Source organism: Chryseobacterium pennae, assembly GCF_003385515.1.
Taxonomy (GTDB): domain Bacteria; phylum Bacteroidota; class Bacteroidia; order Flavobacteriales; family Weeksellaceae; genus Chryseobacterium; species Chryseobacterium pennae.
This window is the reverse complement of sequence record NZ_QNVT01000051.1, coordinates 1-18097: the sequence shown is the minus strand read 5'-3', so window position 1 is coordinate 18097 and position 18097 is coordinate 1. Positions and strand designations below refer to the sequence as shown.

At 34.0% G+C, this 18097-nt stretch carries 16 protein-coding genes; all 16 read left to right on the top strand.

Features of this window, described 5'->3' with window-relative positions; all coding sequences use genetic code 11:
* The first annotated feature begins 312 nt into the window (after positions 1 to 312).
* Positions 313 to 2409, top strand: coding sequence for a hypothetical protein (locus DRF65_RS27805; RefSeq protein ID WP_115973958.1), 2097 nt, complete (start codon positions 313 to 315; stop codon positions 2407 to 2409).
* Between the two features lie 9 nt (positions 2410 to 2418).
* The gene (locus DRF65_RS27800; RefSeq protein WP_115973957.1) at positions 2419 to 3060 is read left to right on the top strand and encodes a toxin-antitoxin system YwqK family antitoxin; all 642 of its coding nucleotides are present in this window, start codon (positions 2419 to 2421) and stop codon (positions 3058 to 3060) included.
* A 261-nt stretch (positions 3061 to 3321) separates the two neighbouring features.
* Positions 3322 to 4587 carry a hypothetical protein gene (locus DRF65_RS27795; RefSeq protein ID WP_115973956.1) on the top strand — a complete coding sequence of 422 codons (1266 nt, stop codon included), beginning with the start codon at positions 3322 to 3324 and terminating at the stop codon, positions 4585 to 4587.
* 117 nt (positions 4588 to 4704) lie between these two features.
* Positions 4705 to 5376 (top strand): hypothetical protein, encoded by a 672-nt coding sequence (locus DRF65_RS27790; protein WP_115973955.1) that lies wholly within the window; start codon positions 4705 to 4707, stop codon positions 5374 to 5376.
* Positions 5377 to 5650: 274 nt separating this feature from the next.
* Complete coding sequence (locus DRF65_RS27785) at positions 5651 to 8146, top strand: ATP-dependent Clp protease ATP-binding subunit (RefSeq protein WP_115973954.1); 2496 nt, start codon at positions 5651 to 5653, stop codon at positions 8144 to 8146.
* A 65-nt stretch (positions 8147 to 8211) separates the two neighbouring features.
* On the top strand, positions 8212 to 9084 hold the full coding sequence (locus tag DRF65_RS27780; protein WP_115973953.1) for a lytic transglycosylase domain-containing protein: 873 nt from the start codon (positions 8212 to 8214) through the stop codon (positions 9082 to 9084).
* A gap of 190 nt (positions 9085 to 9274) precedes the next feature.
* Positions 9275 to 9691, top strand: a complete 417-nt coding sequence (locus DRF65_RS27775) for a hypothetical protein (RefSeq protein ID WP_123947450.1) — start codon at positions 9275 to 9277, stop codon at positions 9689 to 9691.
* A gap of 287 nt (positions 9692 to 9978) precedes the next feature.
* Positions 9979 to 10392, top strand: a complete 414-nt coding sequence (gene tssD, locus DRF65_RS27765) for a type VI secretion system tube protein TssD (protein WP_089739778.1) — start codon at positions 9979 to 9981, stop codon at positions 10390 to 10392.
* 208 nt (positions 10393 to 10600) lie between these two features.
* The gene (locus tag DRF65_RS27760; protein WP_115973950.1) at positions 10601 to 12769 is read left to right on the top strand and encodes a type VI secretion system Vgr family protein; all 2169 of its coding nucleotides are present in this window, start codon (positions 10601 to 10603) and stop codon (positions 12767 to 12769) included.
* A gap of 8 nt (positions 12770 to 12777) precedes the next feature.
* The gene (locus tag DRF65_RS27755; protein ID WP_115973949.1) at positions 12778 to 13809 is read left to right on the top strand and encodes a LysM domain-containing protein; all 1032 of its coding nucleotides are present in this window, start codon (positions 12778 to 12780) and stop codon (positions 13807 to 13809) included.
* Positions 13806 to 14753 carry a DUF4280 domain-containing protein gene (locus DRF65_RS27750; protein ID WP_115973948.1) on the top strand — a complete coding sequence of 316 codons (948 nt, stop codon included), beginning with the start codon at positions 13806 to 13808 and terminating at the stop codon, positions 14751 to 14753. The genes DRF65_RS27755 and DRF65_RS27750 overlap by 4 nt, the downstream gene beginning before the upstream one ends.
* Before the next feature lie 4 nt (positions 14754 to 14757).
* The gene (locus DRF65_RS27745; RefSeq protein ID WP_123947449.1) at positions 14758 to 15234 is read left to right on the top strand and encodes a hypothetical protein; all 477 of its coding nucleotides are present in this window, start codon (positions 14758 to 14760) and stop codon (positions 15232 to 15234) included.
* A gap of 381 nt (positions 15235 to 15615) precedes the next feature.
* Entirely contained in the window at positions 15616 to 16071 is a 456-nt protein-coding gene (locus DRF65_RS27740) for a hypothetical protein (protein WP_115973946.1), read from the top strand.
* 43 nt (positions 16072 to 16114) lie between these two features.
* Positions 16115 to 16801 carry a hypothetical protein gene (locus DRF65_RS27735; protein WP_115973945.1) on the top strand — a complete coding sequence of 229 codons (687 nt, stop codon included), beginning with the start codon at positions 16115 to 16117 and terminating at the stop codon, positions 16799 to 16801.
* 64 nt (positions 16802 to 16865) lie between these two features.
* Positions 16866 to 17396, top strand: coding sequence for a hypothetical protein (locus tag DRF65_RS27730; protein ID WP_115973944.1), 531 nt, complete (start codon positions 16866 to 16868; stop codon positions 17394 to 17396).
* A 339-nt stretch (positions 17397 to 17735) separates the two neighbouring features.
* Positions 17736 to 18097, top strand: a 362-nt coding sequence (gene tssD / locus DRF65_RS27725) for a type VI secretion system tube protein TssD (RefSeq protein WP_115973943.1), incomplete at its 3' end; no start/stop codon positions are given.

Below are 18097 nucleotides of genomic sequence, written 5' to 3'. Positions count from 1 at the left end.
AAAAGAAAGTGATGGAAAAAAATATTGGCAGATTGGCCTGAATAAAGCCCATTATGATAATCCTGATGATAAAAAATGTGAACGAGTGGTAATTCTTGTGGACGACAGTTCAGGAAAGGTTTTAAAAAATGAACATTATTTTGACTGGTATAACCATTTTTTCAAAGAATTATAAATGCAAGCTTCAAATAAAAATTATTGATATTCTGTAGTGCTAGGTTACTATTTAAAAAGGAATGTGTAAGGTTATAAGAGGTAATATTGAAAAACAGAAGCTGTGAAATAGGAAAAAGTTGACTAAAAAAAATAAGGATGAGCAGAACTAGAATCGTAAAGGGGAATATATATGAGGTGGTGGAAGAGCATCTTAATTATTATTCTGAGAAAGATATTGTAGAAACAGCCAGTACCACTTATGTAGAAAATAGTGAGACTGATATTCTTTATGGAGGAAATCCCGAAAAAGCACCATCTGCAGATTTAGTTAATTATTATATTAAAGTAAGAATTTATAATCCTCCGGTAGTTGACCCCGCAAATCCTCCAAAGAAATATAATGGAGAATTTGGTTTTGACTGGATTGATGTTGATCCTTCTTCTGAAGAAGTGCAGAAAATACAGGATGTGGACTTTTCTAATGTTGAGTATTTTTATAAAAAAGGTGCTACTGCTAATGATTTAGGAGATATTATCGCTAAAAGTGCAGATGAGCAGGGAGCCAAAGATGCTATAACAGCAAATTACAGATTAGGTGAGTGTCCTAAGCCGTGTAAAGATGGTAAAATAGACATGCCATTTGTCTTGATGAAACCTGGTCAGGAGATCTCATTATCTCTTGAAGTTGCTCTTACAAGTGGTGTTCTTAACAATGAGAAAATTTATTTGGAAGGAAATGATTGCTACAGTTTTGAATTGGTGGGCGGAACAAAAACAGGCAACAAAACAGAAAAAATAATTGCAGATAAAGAGATCGTAGTACTTAAAATAAAATGTTTAAAAGAATCTCCTGAAACAACATTTAAAATCAAACAGGAAAACCCAACCCAAAAATTAGAAACAGTGGGCGGCTTTACAATGATGGAGAATAAGATCTTGAAACTGAAATTCAGAGTGATTGCCCTGGTTGCTAATGAGCCTACCGCATCAGCAAAAGCACAGGCTCTATTTCAGAAATTCAAAGACAATAAAGTTAAAGAATATCTGAATGAAAACTCTTTAAATCAGGCAGGATATGAAGTTGAAATAGAAAATCAGGCGATGTTTGATACATTAGGTTCTGGTGATTTGGATGATTATTTTTATGCTTTTGATAAAACGGATTGGACGAATAAGAAGTATTTTGGAAATGTAATTAAGCAAAAATATGATGTTATTCCTGGTACAAATACTTGTAAACCTGGTAGCGTAGACGCTTCAGGGAATTGTAAAAAGGTGCCTGTTCCTACAGATGTTATTGTTGATAATCAAAAGGATTTGGGTGGGCTTGATAAAGCAAATGCAATAGATGAGATAGCAATTACAGAGTATAAAAATAAATTAAAAACAAAGAGTAAAACATATGAAGGTGGGATAATCATTTTAAGTGATTTTGAATCCTCTGATCCAGCTACAGGTGCTTATAGTAGAACTTCACCTCTCAATCATTACGCATTAATAGTATACTCTACTAATACAGAATCTAAAGATACTTATGCTCATGAAATAGGGCATATGTTGGGGCTTCCACATTTATTCTTTGATGCAAAAGAAAAAGATAGTTATAAAATTGCAAGAGAAAATATTTTAGGAAATGGCAAACCAGACACGATTATTAAAGATGGAAAAAATGTACCAAATCCCGAATGTATTCTTCCTATAGCTGAACAAATAAATAAATCTTTAACAGAATCAAAATATTATATAAGAACAGAAGTATATGCTAAAAAAAGTACAATAAAAAGACAATTACAACTTTCGATTAACTATTTTACAACAGAAAAAAGTAACGAGCAAAGAGATAAAGCGAGAATAGAAACTGCTTTTAGAGGTCAACCAGACACTGTAATTGTTGCAGGTTCAGGAACAAAAACACAAACTAAAGGAGTATATATAGGTTTATGTAATACAAAAATTACCCAATACATCAATTATCTTAACGATAATAACATCGCTATGAGTGAAATTAATGCTCTAACAGATAATGATAAAATAAAAAAGCATAGCTTTAAAATGATTTTTAAAGCATCACATTATACAGCAATACTAAGGGAATCAAATGTATATTATAAAAATGTTATAAATCAAATACATTCTAACAATTTAATGTTTATACAAGGTAAAACCAAAAATATCATGGATTATCATAATGAAAGGGTAGTCTTTTTACATAATCAGATAAAGGTTATGAGAGATGATTTAGCTAACTATTAAAATAAAATAATGTTAAAAAAAATAGTTTTTCTTTTTTTTGTAGCTCTATTAGTGTGCAATTCTTGTGCTTATTTAAGAACTAGGGCTAATTATAAACCTCATTTAGTTCAACCCAAAAAAACTATTGAAGAAAACTGGGGTTTTTTATATTATAAGTATGATTCTGATTTTCCTCCTAAAAAAGAAATCGATAATAAAGGTTTTGGGACAGGTTTTGTGGAAGAATGGTTTAAAGAAGGTGGTGTGAGATTTGGAAAAACAGGCATGAATAATTCGAAAGAGGGCAAATGGTTGGGTGGCGATGCAGATTTTGATGAAAATGGGAATGTTTACGCAAAAGGAAAGATATGGCGAGAAGAATATTTCAAAAACGGATTAAGAGACAGTATATATAGAAGGTTTGATAATAACGGAAAAATTATGTATGAAACCACTTTCAAAAAAGGAACAGGTCTTTGGAAAGAATTTCACAGCAATGGAAAATTATATTTTGAAATGTATACCAAAGAAGGATACTTCACTGATACTTTGAGATTGCACGATGACAACGGAAAGATTGTAGGTAAAAGATTATACAAGAAAGATTCATTGGTATACAGTGAAGGATTGCCTTGTTTTCCTTATCGACCGGAGAGTGTTCCAAGCGATTAATGAATTTTTATTCAACTATGGGAAAAGATTATGAGAATTATTAATTATCTAATTATATTTCTATTCTTGTTAGTTTCATGTAGAACTAACAAGAGTATAGTATCAATGGATCCCTTTCCTTGTGTCAAAATGGTATACCCTTCTAATAAAAAACAATATGTTTTTTATAATTGGTATAAGGTGAAATATTCTATCTGTGAAGTAAGTCGTTTTAAAATAAGGCTATATCAAAGTTTTAGTCTATCTTAATTTTAAACATTTATGAATATTTCCAAATCAAAAAATATACGTTTAATCGGGCTTGTATTAATATGTTGTGCTCCTGGTATTGCCTGTCATTCCAACAATCCTAAAATAGAGGAAAATAATAAGGTGGCAGAAGTATTTAACAATACAGAGCTTTATCCGAACCAAAAAACAGCCTATATTAAAAAAGAAAATGTGGTTTTGTTTTATTCTCCAACTTCGGACCATAAGCAGTATCTGGAAACCAACCTGAAGACGCGCACTCTTACCATACAGGAACCTGACTTACTGAATCTTACCGGATTATTAAAAATTAATAATTTCAGATACATTTTTCCAAAGAAATATACAGACCATTACCTGTTTCCTTTAGGGACTGTAGGGACGGGTGGCGGAGATTTTGCAACCTTGATAGAAGTCAATGAATTAGGTCTGATTAAAACCATAGAAAGAAATTTTCCGGAAGGAAAAGACAAGTACCTGTATCAGTACAATAAATACGGGCAGCTCTTGAAACTGATTGAAGATAAGCTGCTCGATAAAGTAGTGTTGGAGAACAGATATGATGAAAAGGCGAGGCTTATCTTTCAGAAAAAAAATGATGAGAGCTATGAATCGGAAAGAAACCTGGTTTACAGTAAAAACAATCAGATACAGAAAGAAACAATCTGGCAAAAAGAAGTAGCACCTAATGGAAACGTAATTAAGGATGACATAAAAACATTTCTCTATGCGTATAATAATCAGGGACAACTGATAAAAAAATATACCCCAAACCGGAATGATGTTATTGAATATACTTATAACAGTGAGCATCAACTGACCGGTATCCTTGAATATTCAGGAACCATAAGCACAGATGATCCTCAAAAAATAGTCAATCATTTTGTTAAAAAGACATATGCTTATCTTGAAGATGAAGTTATTGAAGAAGTCACGAATGAATACAATATTGTAAATTCCTCTGTTTTAATGAACGGAAAATGGACAACAATATCCATTGAAGAACAAAAGAAGCAGGCATGGGAAAACCTGAAAAACCAATCCGCAATTCCTTTACAGAGTACTGAAATAAAATATTCTTACCAGCCTGCCGAAATCAATATAATAATCAATAAATACCACATTTATACAAACTATAACGGAAAAAAAGGTCCAACCAGACAACTTGTTGATTCAGATTCCATAAAATACAGACCAGATCATACAGGCAGGATCATTAAAAAAGAAACCTATAATCACGATACAAAAGAAATGGAGGTACAGAAACTTTTCTATTGAAAATATGGGATTATTACGGATTCCTTTAAGATAAAAATATTGATTATATTGTACCACTTATTAAGGAAACCCCTTAATTCTCATAAAACTAACACCATGTTATTAAATTAAACGTTAATGAATAAGATCACAGATCATCTGAAATACTTTTCAAAACTATCGGCTGTATTTATCTTCAGTTTATTTAAAATTTATGCCATAGGAATTCTTTCAACCGTCATTACTTTCTGTTTGGGAATCTATATTATGGCTGAAAGTTTAGGTTCATCATTAGGACATAGTGGAGCTCTTGCATTCCTGATAGCAACAGTGATGGCAAAACCGGTTTCTGCAGGTCTTTTCTATCTGTTAATGATTGCAGCACCATTTTGTATTGGTATTTTTTCTACAAAATATGGGATGGCGAGGATCATCAGCAGGCTTGTACAGGATCATTCCAAAACGATTTTGGTTCCCTTTATCGATAAGATTATTAATAAGATTAAAAACAATGAGCCGGTGGTAGTCCGTAACAGTACAGATTATGCCTTGGCAAAAGTCAGGCTCTTGAATGAATTTAAAAACAGTTCAGAAAATAAAATACTTAAACGTGTGATAGGATACGCACTGAATAAAGTGAAATTTGATGAGCTGAACCTGGGAGACGAAAATCTAGACTTTTATGATATCATCAAAACCACACTGATCGAAAAATTGCACGAACTGGCAGAACCTTCAGCTATGTTGTTTTATATCTATATCGGACTTCAGTGGGTAAGTCTTATCCTGTTATATTTTTTAAAGATATAAGGAAAATAGAACTTTGATAACAAAAATCCGGGATTTTAGAACAGGACTGAGAAAGGGTTAAAGATAAAAAAAACCGGTTATTACTTCTCTAATTGAAGAATTAACTATCTTTATCACATCTAGAATAAAATATTTAATTTTAGCAAAATAAAGAACCGCTTTGATTCCTGAACTATCAGTGATGAAAAGCAAAGGTTCAAAAATAGAAAAAACATCAAATCATCTCGTAAAAACAGAAAACAGAACGCAAATATTAATATAAGAAAAATTATAAATGGGAGTACTAGTAACCAACGAAACAGTAAAGCAGCTATTTCATATTGCTCAGTCGATAGCGAGGGAAAATTATAATGGCACTTATGGAGGTCCGCATATTTTGCAGGCTCTGATGCATAAAGATATTGGTCTTAATGAATTTTTAAAAAGCATAGACAAAGATCCCGGCTATTTCTACGAATGGGCAGATGTACGTATTGAAGAATATCCTAAAACCAGCCATCTACCTGATGAGGTAGGTCAGGATGAAGCCATGGATACACTTATAGAAGAAGCTGATGATATCCGTTTAAAACTGGGACTGGATGAGATCACTCCGATCTGTATCCTTACCGCTATTGTAAAACCTCAGGTAGTATTTTCACTTCAGCAATTGAAGTCTTTACCATTGAGAGAACATGATATCTTTAATTTATATAGAAAAGATACTCCGTTTACAGTTTCTGAAGACGGTGACTTTTCATCATTATTTTCCAACGGATCAGACTTTGCAGATGCATCTCTTCCATCCATTAAAAGCTATTGCGTAGACAGAACAGCACAGGCCAGAAAAGGAGACCTTGAAAACATTATCGGTAGAGATAAAGAGCTGAGAATGTTAGTAGAGATTCTTTGCCGAAGAAGTAAACCCAATGTAATAATCATCGGAGAACCTGGAGTTGGGAAAACAGCCTTGGTAGAAGGATTCGCTATAGAAATTACTAAAGGGAACGTTCCGGAAATGCTTAAAAACGGAACCCTTTTAGAACTGGATACCGGAGCATTATTAGCAGGAACATCTTATAAAGGTGAAATAGAAGACCGTCTGAAAAAAGTCATCACCGAGTGTAAGAAAATTGAAAAAGCGATTCTTTTCATTGATGAAATTCATACCCTTTTAGATCCGAAAGGAAGCATCGGAAATGTGGCTAATCTTCTGAAACCTGAATTGGCAAGAGGAGAAATTACCGTAATCGGAGCAACTACTCAGGAAGAATACAGAAAAATTATTGAACCGGAGCAGGCTTTCAACCGTCGTTTTGAGGTTCTGACTGTAAACGAACCGGATGAGCAGACTTGTGTAAAAATGATTGACGTTCTTCTTGAAGGCTACAAAAAGCACCACGGCATTGAAGTTGAAAAAACAGCCATTCCGGAATGTGTACGTTTAGCGAAAAGATATGCAAAAGGTAAAAAATTACCGGATGCTGCCATCGATTTGTTAGACAGAACCATGGCGGCGATCAAAATGCTGGACGAACTTTCTGAAAAAGAACTGGACAGCTGGAAAGAAAGCTATGATGCTGTTTTAAAAGAAGAATACCTTGACAATAAAGATAAGGCAGATGAGCTAATCTGGACTTATAATCTATTGAGAGACAAAATAAGCCCTATTTTATGGGGATCATTAAATGAGCAGCCTGCTCTCGATAATTCAATGCCGGTAGATCAGATCCAGAAGATCATAGAAGATACCTATGCAGAGCTTTTACAGCATGCTGCTAAAAAAAGAGAAAAAGTAGACCGTCTGGAACTTGCTGCTGTAATGGCTGCTAAAACTAATATTCCGATCGGGAAAATCCAGGCTCAGGAAAAAGAAAAGCTCCTGAATATGGAATCCCTTCTATTGAATAGGGTCGTAGGGCAGGATCACGCATTAAAGATCCTTTCCGATGCCATTGTTGAAAACCGAAGCGGATTAAACAAACCGGGACAGCCAATTGGATCTTTCTTCCTGTTAGGACCTACTGGAACCGGAAAAACAGAACTTGCCAAATCAATGGCAGAACTATTGTTCAACGATGAAAAGGCAATGGTTCGTTTCGATATGTCGGAATTTAAAGAAGAACATTCAGCCGCATTATTATACGGAGCGCCTCCAGGATATGTAGGATACGAAGAAGGAGGGATGTTGGTCAATAAAATAAGACAGCAGCCATATACCGTTGTTTTATTTGACGAAATTGAAAAAGCCCACCACTCTGTATTTGATGTATTCCTTCAGATCATGGACGAAGGAAAAGTACATGATAAACTTGGAAAAGAAGGAGACTTCAGCAATGCTTTGATTCTATTCACCTCCAATATCGGAAGCGAAGAAATCGTAAAGCAGTTTGAAGAAGGAAAAATTCCTGAATCATCTTCACTGATGCAGATCATGTCAAGTTCAGGAAGATTCAGACCTGAATTTTTAGCCAGAATTACAGAGATTATTCCTTTTGCACCGATCACGGAATCTATCGCAGAAAGAATTTTCAATATTCAGCTAAAATCACTTCATACCTCATTAACGAGACTGGGAATTGCTTTAAAGATCACTGATGAGGCCGTGAAAAATCTTGCTCTTGGGGGATTCAGCAGTAAATATGGAGCCAGACAGATTTCCGGAGTTATTCGTTCACAGCTGGCGAGACCTATTTCCAAAATGATTGTAAGGGAAGAAGTGAAAACCGGACAGACTATTCATGTAGACTGGATTAAAGAAGAAGAAAAACTAAGCTGGAAAGTAGATTAATAAGAAAGTAAATAGCAAAAAGGCAATTGATAAATTCGCCTTTTTGCTTTATAAATAACATTAAGATGAAAACAATTGTCAGAAATATATTTACAGGGATAATGCTTTTCGGAACTGTTGCTTTGGTAAACGGACAGTTTCTTGCGGCATCAGATACCTCGGAAAGCAGTGTGAGAAAATACCAGGGAATCATTAATTCAAACAAAGATCTTGTTGAATTTATTGAACAGTTGCTTCTTCAGAAGGGGCTTCCCAAGCATTTAAGAAACCTTGCTTTGATTGAATCTCATTTTGACAAAAATATTACCTCCGGAGCCGGAGCTGTAGGAGTATGGCAGCTGATGACAGCACATGCCAACCAGTATGGTCTTGCAGAACATCAACGTACAGATGTGTATAAAAGTACAAAAACAGCCGTTATTTCACTGGCAAATCTGTACAAAAAATATAATAACTGGGTAACAGTAGTAGCTGCTTACAACTGTGGCGAAGGAAATGTTGCAAAAGCTATGCAGGCGGCGGGCTCCAGTCAGTATCATGAATTCTATAAATATCTTCCCGGAGAAACCGTTAATCACGTTAAGAAATACCTGAATGCATGCTATGCAACAGGAGAACTTCAGAGTGTATTAAACAATTATAATTCAGCAAGAATTAATAAAGTTTTTTTTGAAGACGGAAACAGAAAGGCAACCGGCGCTGCTCTATCAGAAACAGAGATTAATGCAGGGTTCAGCCTGAGTGTAATTGCTGATGAACTTGATGTGAAAGTAGATGAAATTCTTGCCTGGAACCCGGGAATTACAGAAGAACTTCAGAGAAAAGGAGAAAGTTCTTTCTACCTTCCCACAGACCTGATGCCTGATTTTCTTCTGAGAAAAAATAAGATTCTTACCAGATCAATAAAAGAAAATGCCGGAGCTGGCATACAGCCATAAAATTAAATCATACCAGCCAAACCTTATTAAAGGTTTGGTTATTTTTTATTCAATAACCGTTTTTCAATAAAATATATCAGAATCTTTGTGGCGGTTTTGGAAAATTACTTTTGAAAAATTGCAGACATTAAGCTTTATAAGCTCTAGTACAGTACATTTAGAAAACATCCTTAATAATACTTCTTTAGCAATGAAAAAGATACTTGTTTGCATTCTTGGATTTATTATGGTTTCCTGTAATAGGGGAAAAACAGAATTTGTACAGTCTCAGGTGTATAAAAATCTTTATCTGGTAAAAAATATGCCTGATAATCTTATTTCAAGACAGAAAGTTATTCAGGAGTTCATCATCGGAAATTCATTGAATAATGATACTGAATTCTATAAATACTCGGGGGATACTAAATATTTCCTTGATCATGAAGAGGATCCCGGGGGATTTTCCAGTGAAGAACTTCAGAACTATCGGGAAAATGATGGTATTGCTTCCTTGTTTTTCATGAAGTGTAAAAAAGATTCTATGAAAAAAGAAGGAATTTTAAGATATTATCAGGATGAATATACAGGATTTTATGCTCCTGATACCATTATTTTTGAGTGCAGATGACATATGTTAATGTATGTTAATTTTTACTTAAAGAATATTAATATTTCTCGTTGATGTGGAAAATGTTCCTTTTAGTCAGTGTTTTATGAGGTTTTTAAAGCCTTTGTTATAGCGCTCTTGAGTAGAGTTATTAAATCCAAAGTCGTAGAATTACTACAAAAAGTCGTAGAACTACTACAATTTTTCAGATTTATAGTTAAAAGTTTTTTTTCCGAAAAAAGACCCTCTATATTTGCTAAACAATCACTGAATCACAAAATATTATTAACGATTAAAATTTACAAATCATGGCAGAAAGAAATTCAAGAGGAATCTTAAAATTCAACAACGGAGAAGGTCAGAAATTATTAAAAATGAACTACAGCGTATCAAGATCAACTGATGTATCAGGACGTGTAGCTTCAGATCCTTCTAACGCACTTATCAAAGTTACAGTAGAAGCTACTGAAAAATCAGACATCCTTGAAAGCTTACTGAACGGGAAATATAAGCCTACAGTAGGAGAAATCGTTTTCAACAAATCTCACGAAGAAGGAACATTAATCAACCTTAAGTGGGAGAATGGATACGTTATCCAGCACGAAGTAGATTTCGATGCAATCGACAGCAACAGTATGTTGATCAGCTTCGTAATCAGTGCTGAAACTATCGACTACGGTACTTCTCAATACGCTGGACTGTGGCCTTCGGCAGGTAAATAAGCCTATTCATCATCTTAGTAAAAATAAAATTGGTACAGGACAGTGCACTCGGAAGAGTATGCTGTCCTGTTTTTATATATAAGGACATCATAGATTTTAGGAACCCATTTTTTTCATAAACAGATTTTATAGATCTAACCTTATATTTTTTGATTCTGTTGCTGTATAATCAGCAGTTTATTTAATTTTTAATTTAAACACAAGCACTATGTTTCAGGATGACAAAACAATTAAAGTAGATAGCCCAAAGGCTGATATCAAAGGCAGCAAAGAGCAGTTGAAAAATGCAACCGAAAATGTTGCAGGAAAAGCAGAAGAAAAGATAAATAAAGCGGGCAGTAAAGTGAAGAAAGCTGTAAAAGCCGGACAACAGGGCATGAGCACTGTACAGGGAGCCAATATGTTTATGAATCAAACATTTGTTCCGAATAATCCTTCTATCATTGAAAATAAGGTGTGGGCCAAGCAGCCTACCTCAAAAATACATAATGCCGAAGCCATTCCTCAAAGTATTATTGCCGGAATCAACCGTGTGGTAAAACTGGATGTGGTGATTGAAGGGCAGATTATCAAGCATTTTAAACATTTTAAATTGGTGCAGAGCGCTGCCAAGCATCATGAATTCAGCCTTACTCTGGCTCATGACACGCTGGGGAGTGTAGAAAACCATAATCTTCAGGAAGCTCAGAATTTCCTTGGAAAAAGGATAACGGTGGTTTTCAAATATAAAGATATCATACAGGGTGCCGAACGTAACTTTGTAGGCGTAGTAACGGAAGTAGGGTTCAGCCAGGAAAAAGGAAGTCTTGGAAATATCGTTCTTAAAGGATATAGTCCTACCGTACTGTTGGATGCGGCCCCTCACATTCAGAGTTTTGGAGGAAGTCAGCCAATCAGTCTGAACAGTATTGCGTATCACGTAATCAGTGAAGGACTGGGACAAAATAAATTCGATTTCAGAGTAGATGCGCAGCATGGAAACGTTTCCTACAGCTGCCAATACGAAGAAACGCATTACAATTATCTGGCAAGAATGGCGGAAGCTTATGGTGAGCAGTTTTACTATGATGGAGAAGTGTTGCATTTTGGAAAACTTCCGCCTCAGGAAAAACCGGTGAAACTTACTTATGGAAGCAGTGTAAGTGATATTGCGATTAAAATGAAAGCTCAGCATGTAAGCCCTTCTTTCTATGGTTACAACAGTAGTAAAAATGAGAAGATGACGGGTGGAAGTGCAAAAATTAGTCATACCTCAGATATTGCAAGACGTGCTTATGAAATATCAGAAAAGACGTTTACCACTCCTTCATTAAGAGTGGCTCCTATAAAAGCTTCATCTTTTATGGATATTGATGCTTCTCAAAAAGGAACTGCCGGAAGTAAGGCCTCTGAGGTGTTCATCACTTCAGGAACTACCACTGTGCCTTTCCTATATCCGGGATGTACTGCAGATATTGAAATGCGTAAATCCGATAGCAATGAAACTTCTTATTTCACGAAACTGATGATCATCGAAGTTACCCATGAGGTAGATGCCAGAGGGTATTATGATGGTAAATTTGAAGCCATTGCTGCAGATACAGGTTATATTCCACGTCCGGAGTTTGAAACACCGAGAGCGGAAGCGCAGTTTGCCAAAGTGGTTTCCAATACAGATCCTCAAAATCAGGGAAGAGTTCAGATACAGTTTGACTGGCAGAACGGACCGGATATTACCGAGTTTATCCGCGTAATGTCTCCTGATGCCGGAAGCAGTGATAAAGTAAGTAAAAACAGAGGATTCATGTCTATTCCCGAAGTAGGAGACCAGGTGATCGTCAATTTTGTACACCAACACCCGGATCGCCCGTTTGTCATGGGAGGAATGTTTCATGGTGGAATTGGTGCCGGAGGTGGTGCCGGGAATAATGTGATGAGCTTAAGCAGTAAGAGCGGAAATATTATCCAGTTTCATGATGGATGCGGAATTGAGATTAAAGACAGAAGCGGAAACCATGTGACTTTAAGTGGAACCGGAGATATTAAAACAGAAGTAAGTAATAATAGTGAAGAATTTATTGGAAACAATCTTACAATAAACGTTGCAAGTAATACTACAATAGATGTAGGAAAAGGAAAATCCAAAGTTACCATGGATAATGCCGGGAAAGTAAATATTACAAGTGCTAAAGAAATAAAATTTGAAACAGGAAGTAGTTCCATTACTCTGCATGAAGATGGATGTATCATTATAGAAGGTAAAAATATTACAGTTAAAGGAACACAAAGTGTTTGTAATACTTCAGATAAGGAAGTTCATATTAAAGCATCTGGAAAGGCAGAGGCTAAGTTTAACGGAACCACTGTAATTAATGGTGATCAGGTCGATATAAATTAATACTTAAAATGGGATTAAAAGAATATATAATTCAAAAAGGAGATAATTTAAAAAAAATTGCTGAGCATCATTATGTTTCTGTAGAGGAATTACTGAAATTCCATAATGAAAACTGTACACTAACACAACAAATTATAGGAAATGAGATCCCTCTACACATAACAAAAATTTTAGTTGAGTTTGCCAATCATAAGAGTGGAGAAAGGAAATTATCCGACTTTAAAAATCGCAAGGCAAGATATCGTACAAAACAGATAAATATCGTAAAAATTAATGATGTTATTAATACCCATACGAGTGTAAGATGTGAATATTTATTAGAACTAAAGAAGAATCAAGCTAAAGTAATATTACAGGATAGTGTTTATAATTTTTACGCAGAAGGGACACAGGATTTAGAACAGTTTGTAAGAACTTCAGATTCTTTGAAAAAAGAAGTCGATTATCAATTAAATAGTAATGGTGAAATTGTAGAGATTCTTAACCTTGAAGCCTTACAGCAGGGTTGGCATCGGTTCAAAAAACAATTACCATTGAATAACTTAGTTAAAAATAACAAACCAGAAATTATTAAACAATTAATTGATGCCGGGAATATAGAATTTGGTTCACCGGATATTCTTTTAAAAAATTGTAAAAACAATTTATTTAATCAAATTATATTTGGTCAATACTTAAAGAGGCAATTTGATGAATTTACTAATGAGCAGTTTGAAACTTTATCCCATTTTTTTCCAGAAATTGCTTTTAAGGTTGAATGTGAAACAACAGTTCGTAATACGACTGAAAATCAGACTAATTTTCTTAAAAAAGGAAGACCATTATTTGTCGATATTGATAATATGATTTTATTATATGAAAAATATTACAAACCTCAGATTCAGTTTAAATTTACAGATCATATCTATGAGTACGAAGTATTTTTTACTGTCTCAAATGAAGATGGTTTAATTGATGAAGCTACAATTCATCTGAGTGAAAGAATTAAAAATAACGTTGAATCTCAGGTAGTATATCAGCTAAAAAGAGTAGAACTATGAAAGGTTATATAGAAGATGGAGCATGGTTGTCTTGTTCTTTTGACTTGGCAGGAACTCCAAAACAACTTAAAAGACATCTTGATAAAGAAGATAACAAGGTGCAGTATTCGAATGGTAAAAGATTGCTTACAGTTGCAGATAAAAATACTTCAGAATGTTTTAAATGTAAATTGGCAGCAAAAAAATGGGGTGGACTTTTGTCTCTGGTAGGAGGGATTGTTGTGGGAGTTGCCCTTGTATTCTCTGGTCCTGTAGGTTGGATTGCTTTAGGAGCATTAGCAGTTGTAGCAATAGGAACAACTATAGCCGTTTTTGCACATGATTGTGCTGATCCTCAAAGCGGAGGAAATTGGATCAATTTTCACCAGACTACTTTTATTAAAGGAAAAGAAGCTATCTTGTACAATAAATCAATTTTGGAATGCAAAGATTTAGGTTTGTTGATTGCCTCAGAAACTGAAGCTCAGGCACAGACTGTCTCTGATAAAATGAAATGGCAGGCAAGAGGTGAGCTTGGCTTACAAATTTTGTCTAATTCTTTAATTGGTTTTGTTACAGGATATGGAATGTTTGACAGAACGCCTCAAGGATTGGATATGGATTTATCGACAGGGCCTCTAGCAGTTGCAAGTTATATTCATACTGATTTTGTACATCCTGAATATAGTTGGCAACAAAGTACTTTGGTTGGTTTAGGATATACTTCTGCTAATTTTGGTTTAGGATCAGTTCATCGTATCAACCGGATGCCAGATTGGTCAAAAAATCTTGGAACAGAAATATCTCTACAGGATTTAGGAGTTGCGGCATTAACAACAGGAATTGGTGCCGGATCTGATTATCTTGAAGGTGAGTTGGCTAATTCTTCCAATAGTATAGTCCAGGAATTATCAGCTTCTGTTTCTGGTATTTCAGGTAAAAAAATTGTCTCATCAAATTATTAATATAGTGAAAGGTTTAAATGTGTTAAAAATTGTTGTTATTTCTATTGTAACTCTTTTAATCATGTATTTGTTGTATGGATTTATTAAGGGATTTTTTGTAAATATTGATACTTATATAAGCAATTCTAAAAAAATAGAACTTAATAACGTACATTTAATTTCAAAGCAAAGACTGGGTTATGGGCTAGGAACTGGAAGCGGAACCGGAAAGCAAGAGGTTAAGATTTTTGATGGAAAAAAATATTATAATTTATGTTATTACGAAAAAAATAAAGCTGATAATCAATTTCTGAAATTTGAATATAACAATATTCCCAGTCACATTTTTGTTATCGTTAATTCGGATGAAATGAAAGACAATAAAGGTACCTTAGAAAATCCTATTCCTGTATTCAATTTCTCTGTAAATTCAAAGGAGATGATTTGGGATGATCACTCTTATCAAGAAAATATCAAAAAATATTTGACTTATGAAAAGTAAAAGACTAAATAATAAGACTTTCATCCTTCAAGTCAATAAACTAGACAATATGATTATTTAAGATAAAATATTTACTATTTGTTATATCCATTTTTTATCTCTAAAGGTTCAGGAAGGTAAGCAAACTGCTGTTATAATAAAAAGAGCAAGTCTTAATGACGATTTTTATTTTACTGATAACAGAGATTTGTTTACCCAATGTTTGTTTGAATTTAAACAAGAAAAAGTATAGAACTTGAAACACTGAAACAAATTCTATATTCATTCAACAGTATCTATCCCGTTTTATACCTAAGGAAGAGTATAAGGTAATGTTTAATAAGTAAATGAAGAAATTATCAGATGGTTATATCATTGGATTATCAGTTCTACTAACCTACCATGAAAAAAATAGCATCCATCATCATAGGAATCATTGCTGCTTTAGGGATAATAGCTATTGCAAAAAACAATTACGTCTTCTCGTTTGGAGATAGTGAACGACTGGATAAAGGCTGGAAAGCATATGAACGTAAAGAATATAATTTTGCAATTACTCAATTTGTAACAGTAGATTTAAAGGAACATCCTGAAATTGTATTGCCATTAGCTGATTCATATCTGGAAGTAGGGGAACCCTATAATGCGATCCGGTATTTGGAACCTGCGTATAAAAATAAAAGCTACAGTACAGATGACCATACCAAGATTATCAATCTATTAGGAATTGCTTATATAGAAGATAAAGACTATAAAAGAGGAAGGTTTTTCATGGAAGAATCACGCAAACAGGGTAATCCATACAGTGAAAGGAATTTAAAGATCCTGGATTCTTTGGAACGAAATCAAAATAAGTAAGGCATTCCTAAGCAGAAATTAAAAATAGTGATAACAGAAACCAATGAAAGACAGAGAATTTAGTTTCCAGGGGTTAGATTTTAAAACAGAATTGAAATTGGCGCTGGTATTAATTATTCCTGGCCTGTGTACCATGTTGGGTGTCTTATTTGGTGGAGAACTTCTTTTTCCGAAAATTCATTTTCTAAAATCAGTTGCCTTTGCCAGTGTTATGACAATAGGAATATGTATGATTACTTTGAAGCAACTGAGCCGACTTGTAAAAGAAAAAAACTGGACTATCAATATAAAGGATGACCATTTCCATATTACATTTAGAAATCTGAACTATCAGTTCCAGGCATCTGAAATCAAGATGATCAAAAATATAGGCAATGTAGGATTACGCTACCTGACGATTAAAACAGCAGATCAAACCATCAAGATAAGGGTAGGAGACACAGGTTTAGCTCCCTTTTCTTCGCAAAAAGATATTGATGAACTGGATGCCTTTGTTCAGCATATCAAACCCTATATCACTAAAAAATTCAATAAGAAAGAACTTAGAAATATAATCAATCCTACCATCATTCCTAACCTTGGAGTGTATGTTGTAAAAGGAGAAAAAATAAAATATTCAATCATCAATAAAATGCAGCCATGGCAGGTTATTTTATTTATTTTAGGAATTGCAGGAGCGGTAATGACCCTCTTAATGACAGTTTTTTTTTATTATATTGATCATAAGTAATACTAAATTTATAGACGGATTTCTTGTGTATTATGGAATATGTTTTGGTACTTAACTCAGAGAAATGAAAGGAAAGAGAGAATTCATATTAAAAAATGTTTTGCCGTTTCATACAGGCTGGACCATTCTGGTAATTATACCTTCTATGGCTTTATATGGAACTCTTTATTATGTTTTATTTGATTTCAGTGTTGCTTTGATGGTATTTTTTACCCTGTTCTATTGGGGAACTTGCTATTTGATTCTGAAAGCTATTTCTGTAAAAATCACCATCTGGTTTGATCATAATTATCTTTATCTGAAAAAGAATAACAACAGGTATATAAAATATGCCAAAGCTGATATCATCGGATTCTGTTCGTATGACTATGAAACCAAGACACCACAATTACGGAATTCAAAAATATATTTTAAGATTTTCCTGAGAGATAAACCCAATATTTACCTGCACGATGTAGAGTACAGAATTCGCTATGATGAAGAGAAAGGAGCAGAATTGAACCGGCTTCTAAAGGAAGTTCAAAAAGAGCTGCACTTTACAAAAATTAAAAAGAAAAATAACTTCCAAAACATATATTGGTATTCCAGTCATTAAATGTCGCCTAAGCGAAACCCATTAAAAATGGTACAGAAAAATATGAGGTTCGGATGATTTTTAAATGGCCATAAAGATGATTTTTTAATATAATATTTCTCTTTAAGGTGTAATAATTGATGTTTTTCTGTTAATTTTTAATTATGGTTAAAATATTTATTAATAATAAGTTGTGTTTATCTTTAACTCCATTGTCGTAGAATTACGACATAAAATCGTAGAACTACTACAATTTTTCAGATTTCCATCCAAAAGCTTTTTTTTCAACTTTAAGGCCTTTATCTTTGTCTTACAATTATTGAATAACAAAATTATTACTAACGATTAAAATTTACAATCATGGCAGAAAGAAATTCAAGAGGAATCTTAAAATTCAACAACGGAGAAGGTCAGAAATTATTAAAAATGAACTACAGCGTATCAAGATCAACTGATGTATCAGGACGTGTAGCTTCAGATCCTTCTAACGCACTTATCAAAGTTACAGTAGAAGCTACTGAAAAATCAGACATCCTTGAAAGCTTATTGAACGGAAAATATAAGCCTACAGTAGGAGAAATCGTTTTCAACAAATCTCACGAAGAAGGAACATTAATTAACCTTAAGTGGGAGAATGGATACGTTATCCAGCACGAAGTAGATTTCGATGCAATCGACAGCAACAGTATGTTGATCAGCTTCGTAATCAGTGCTGAAACTAT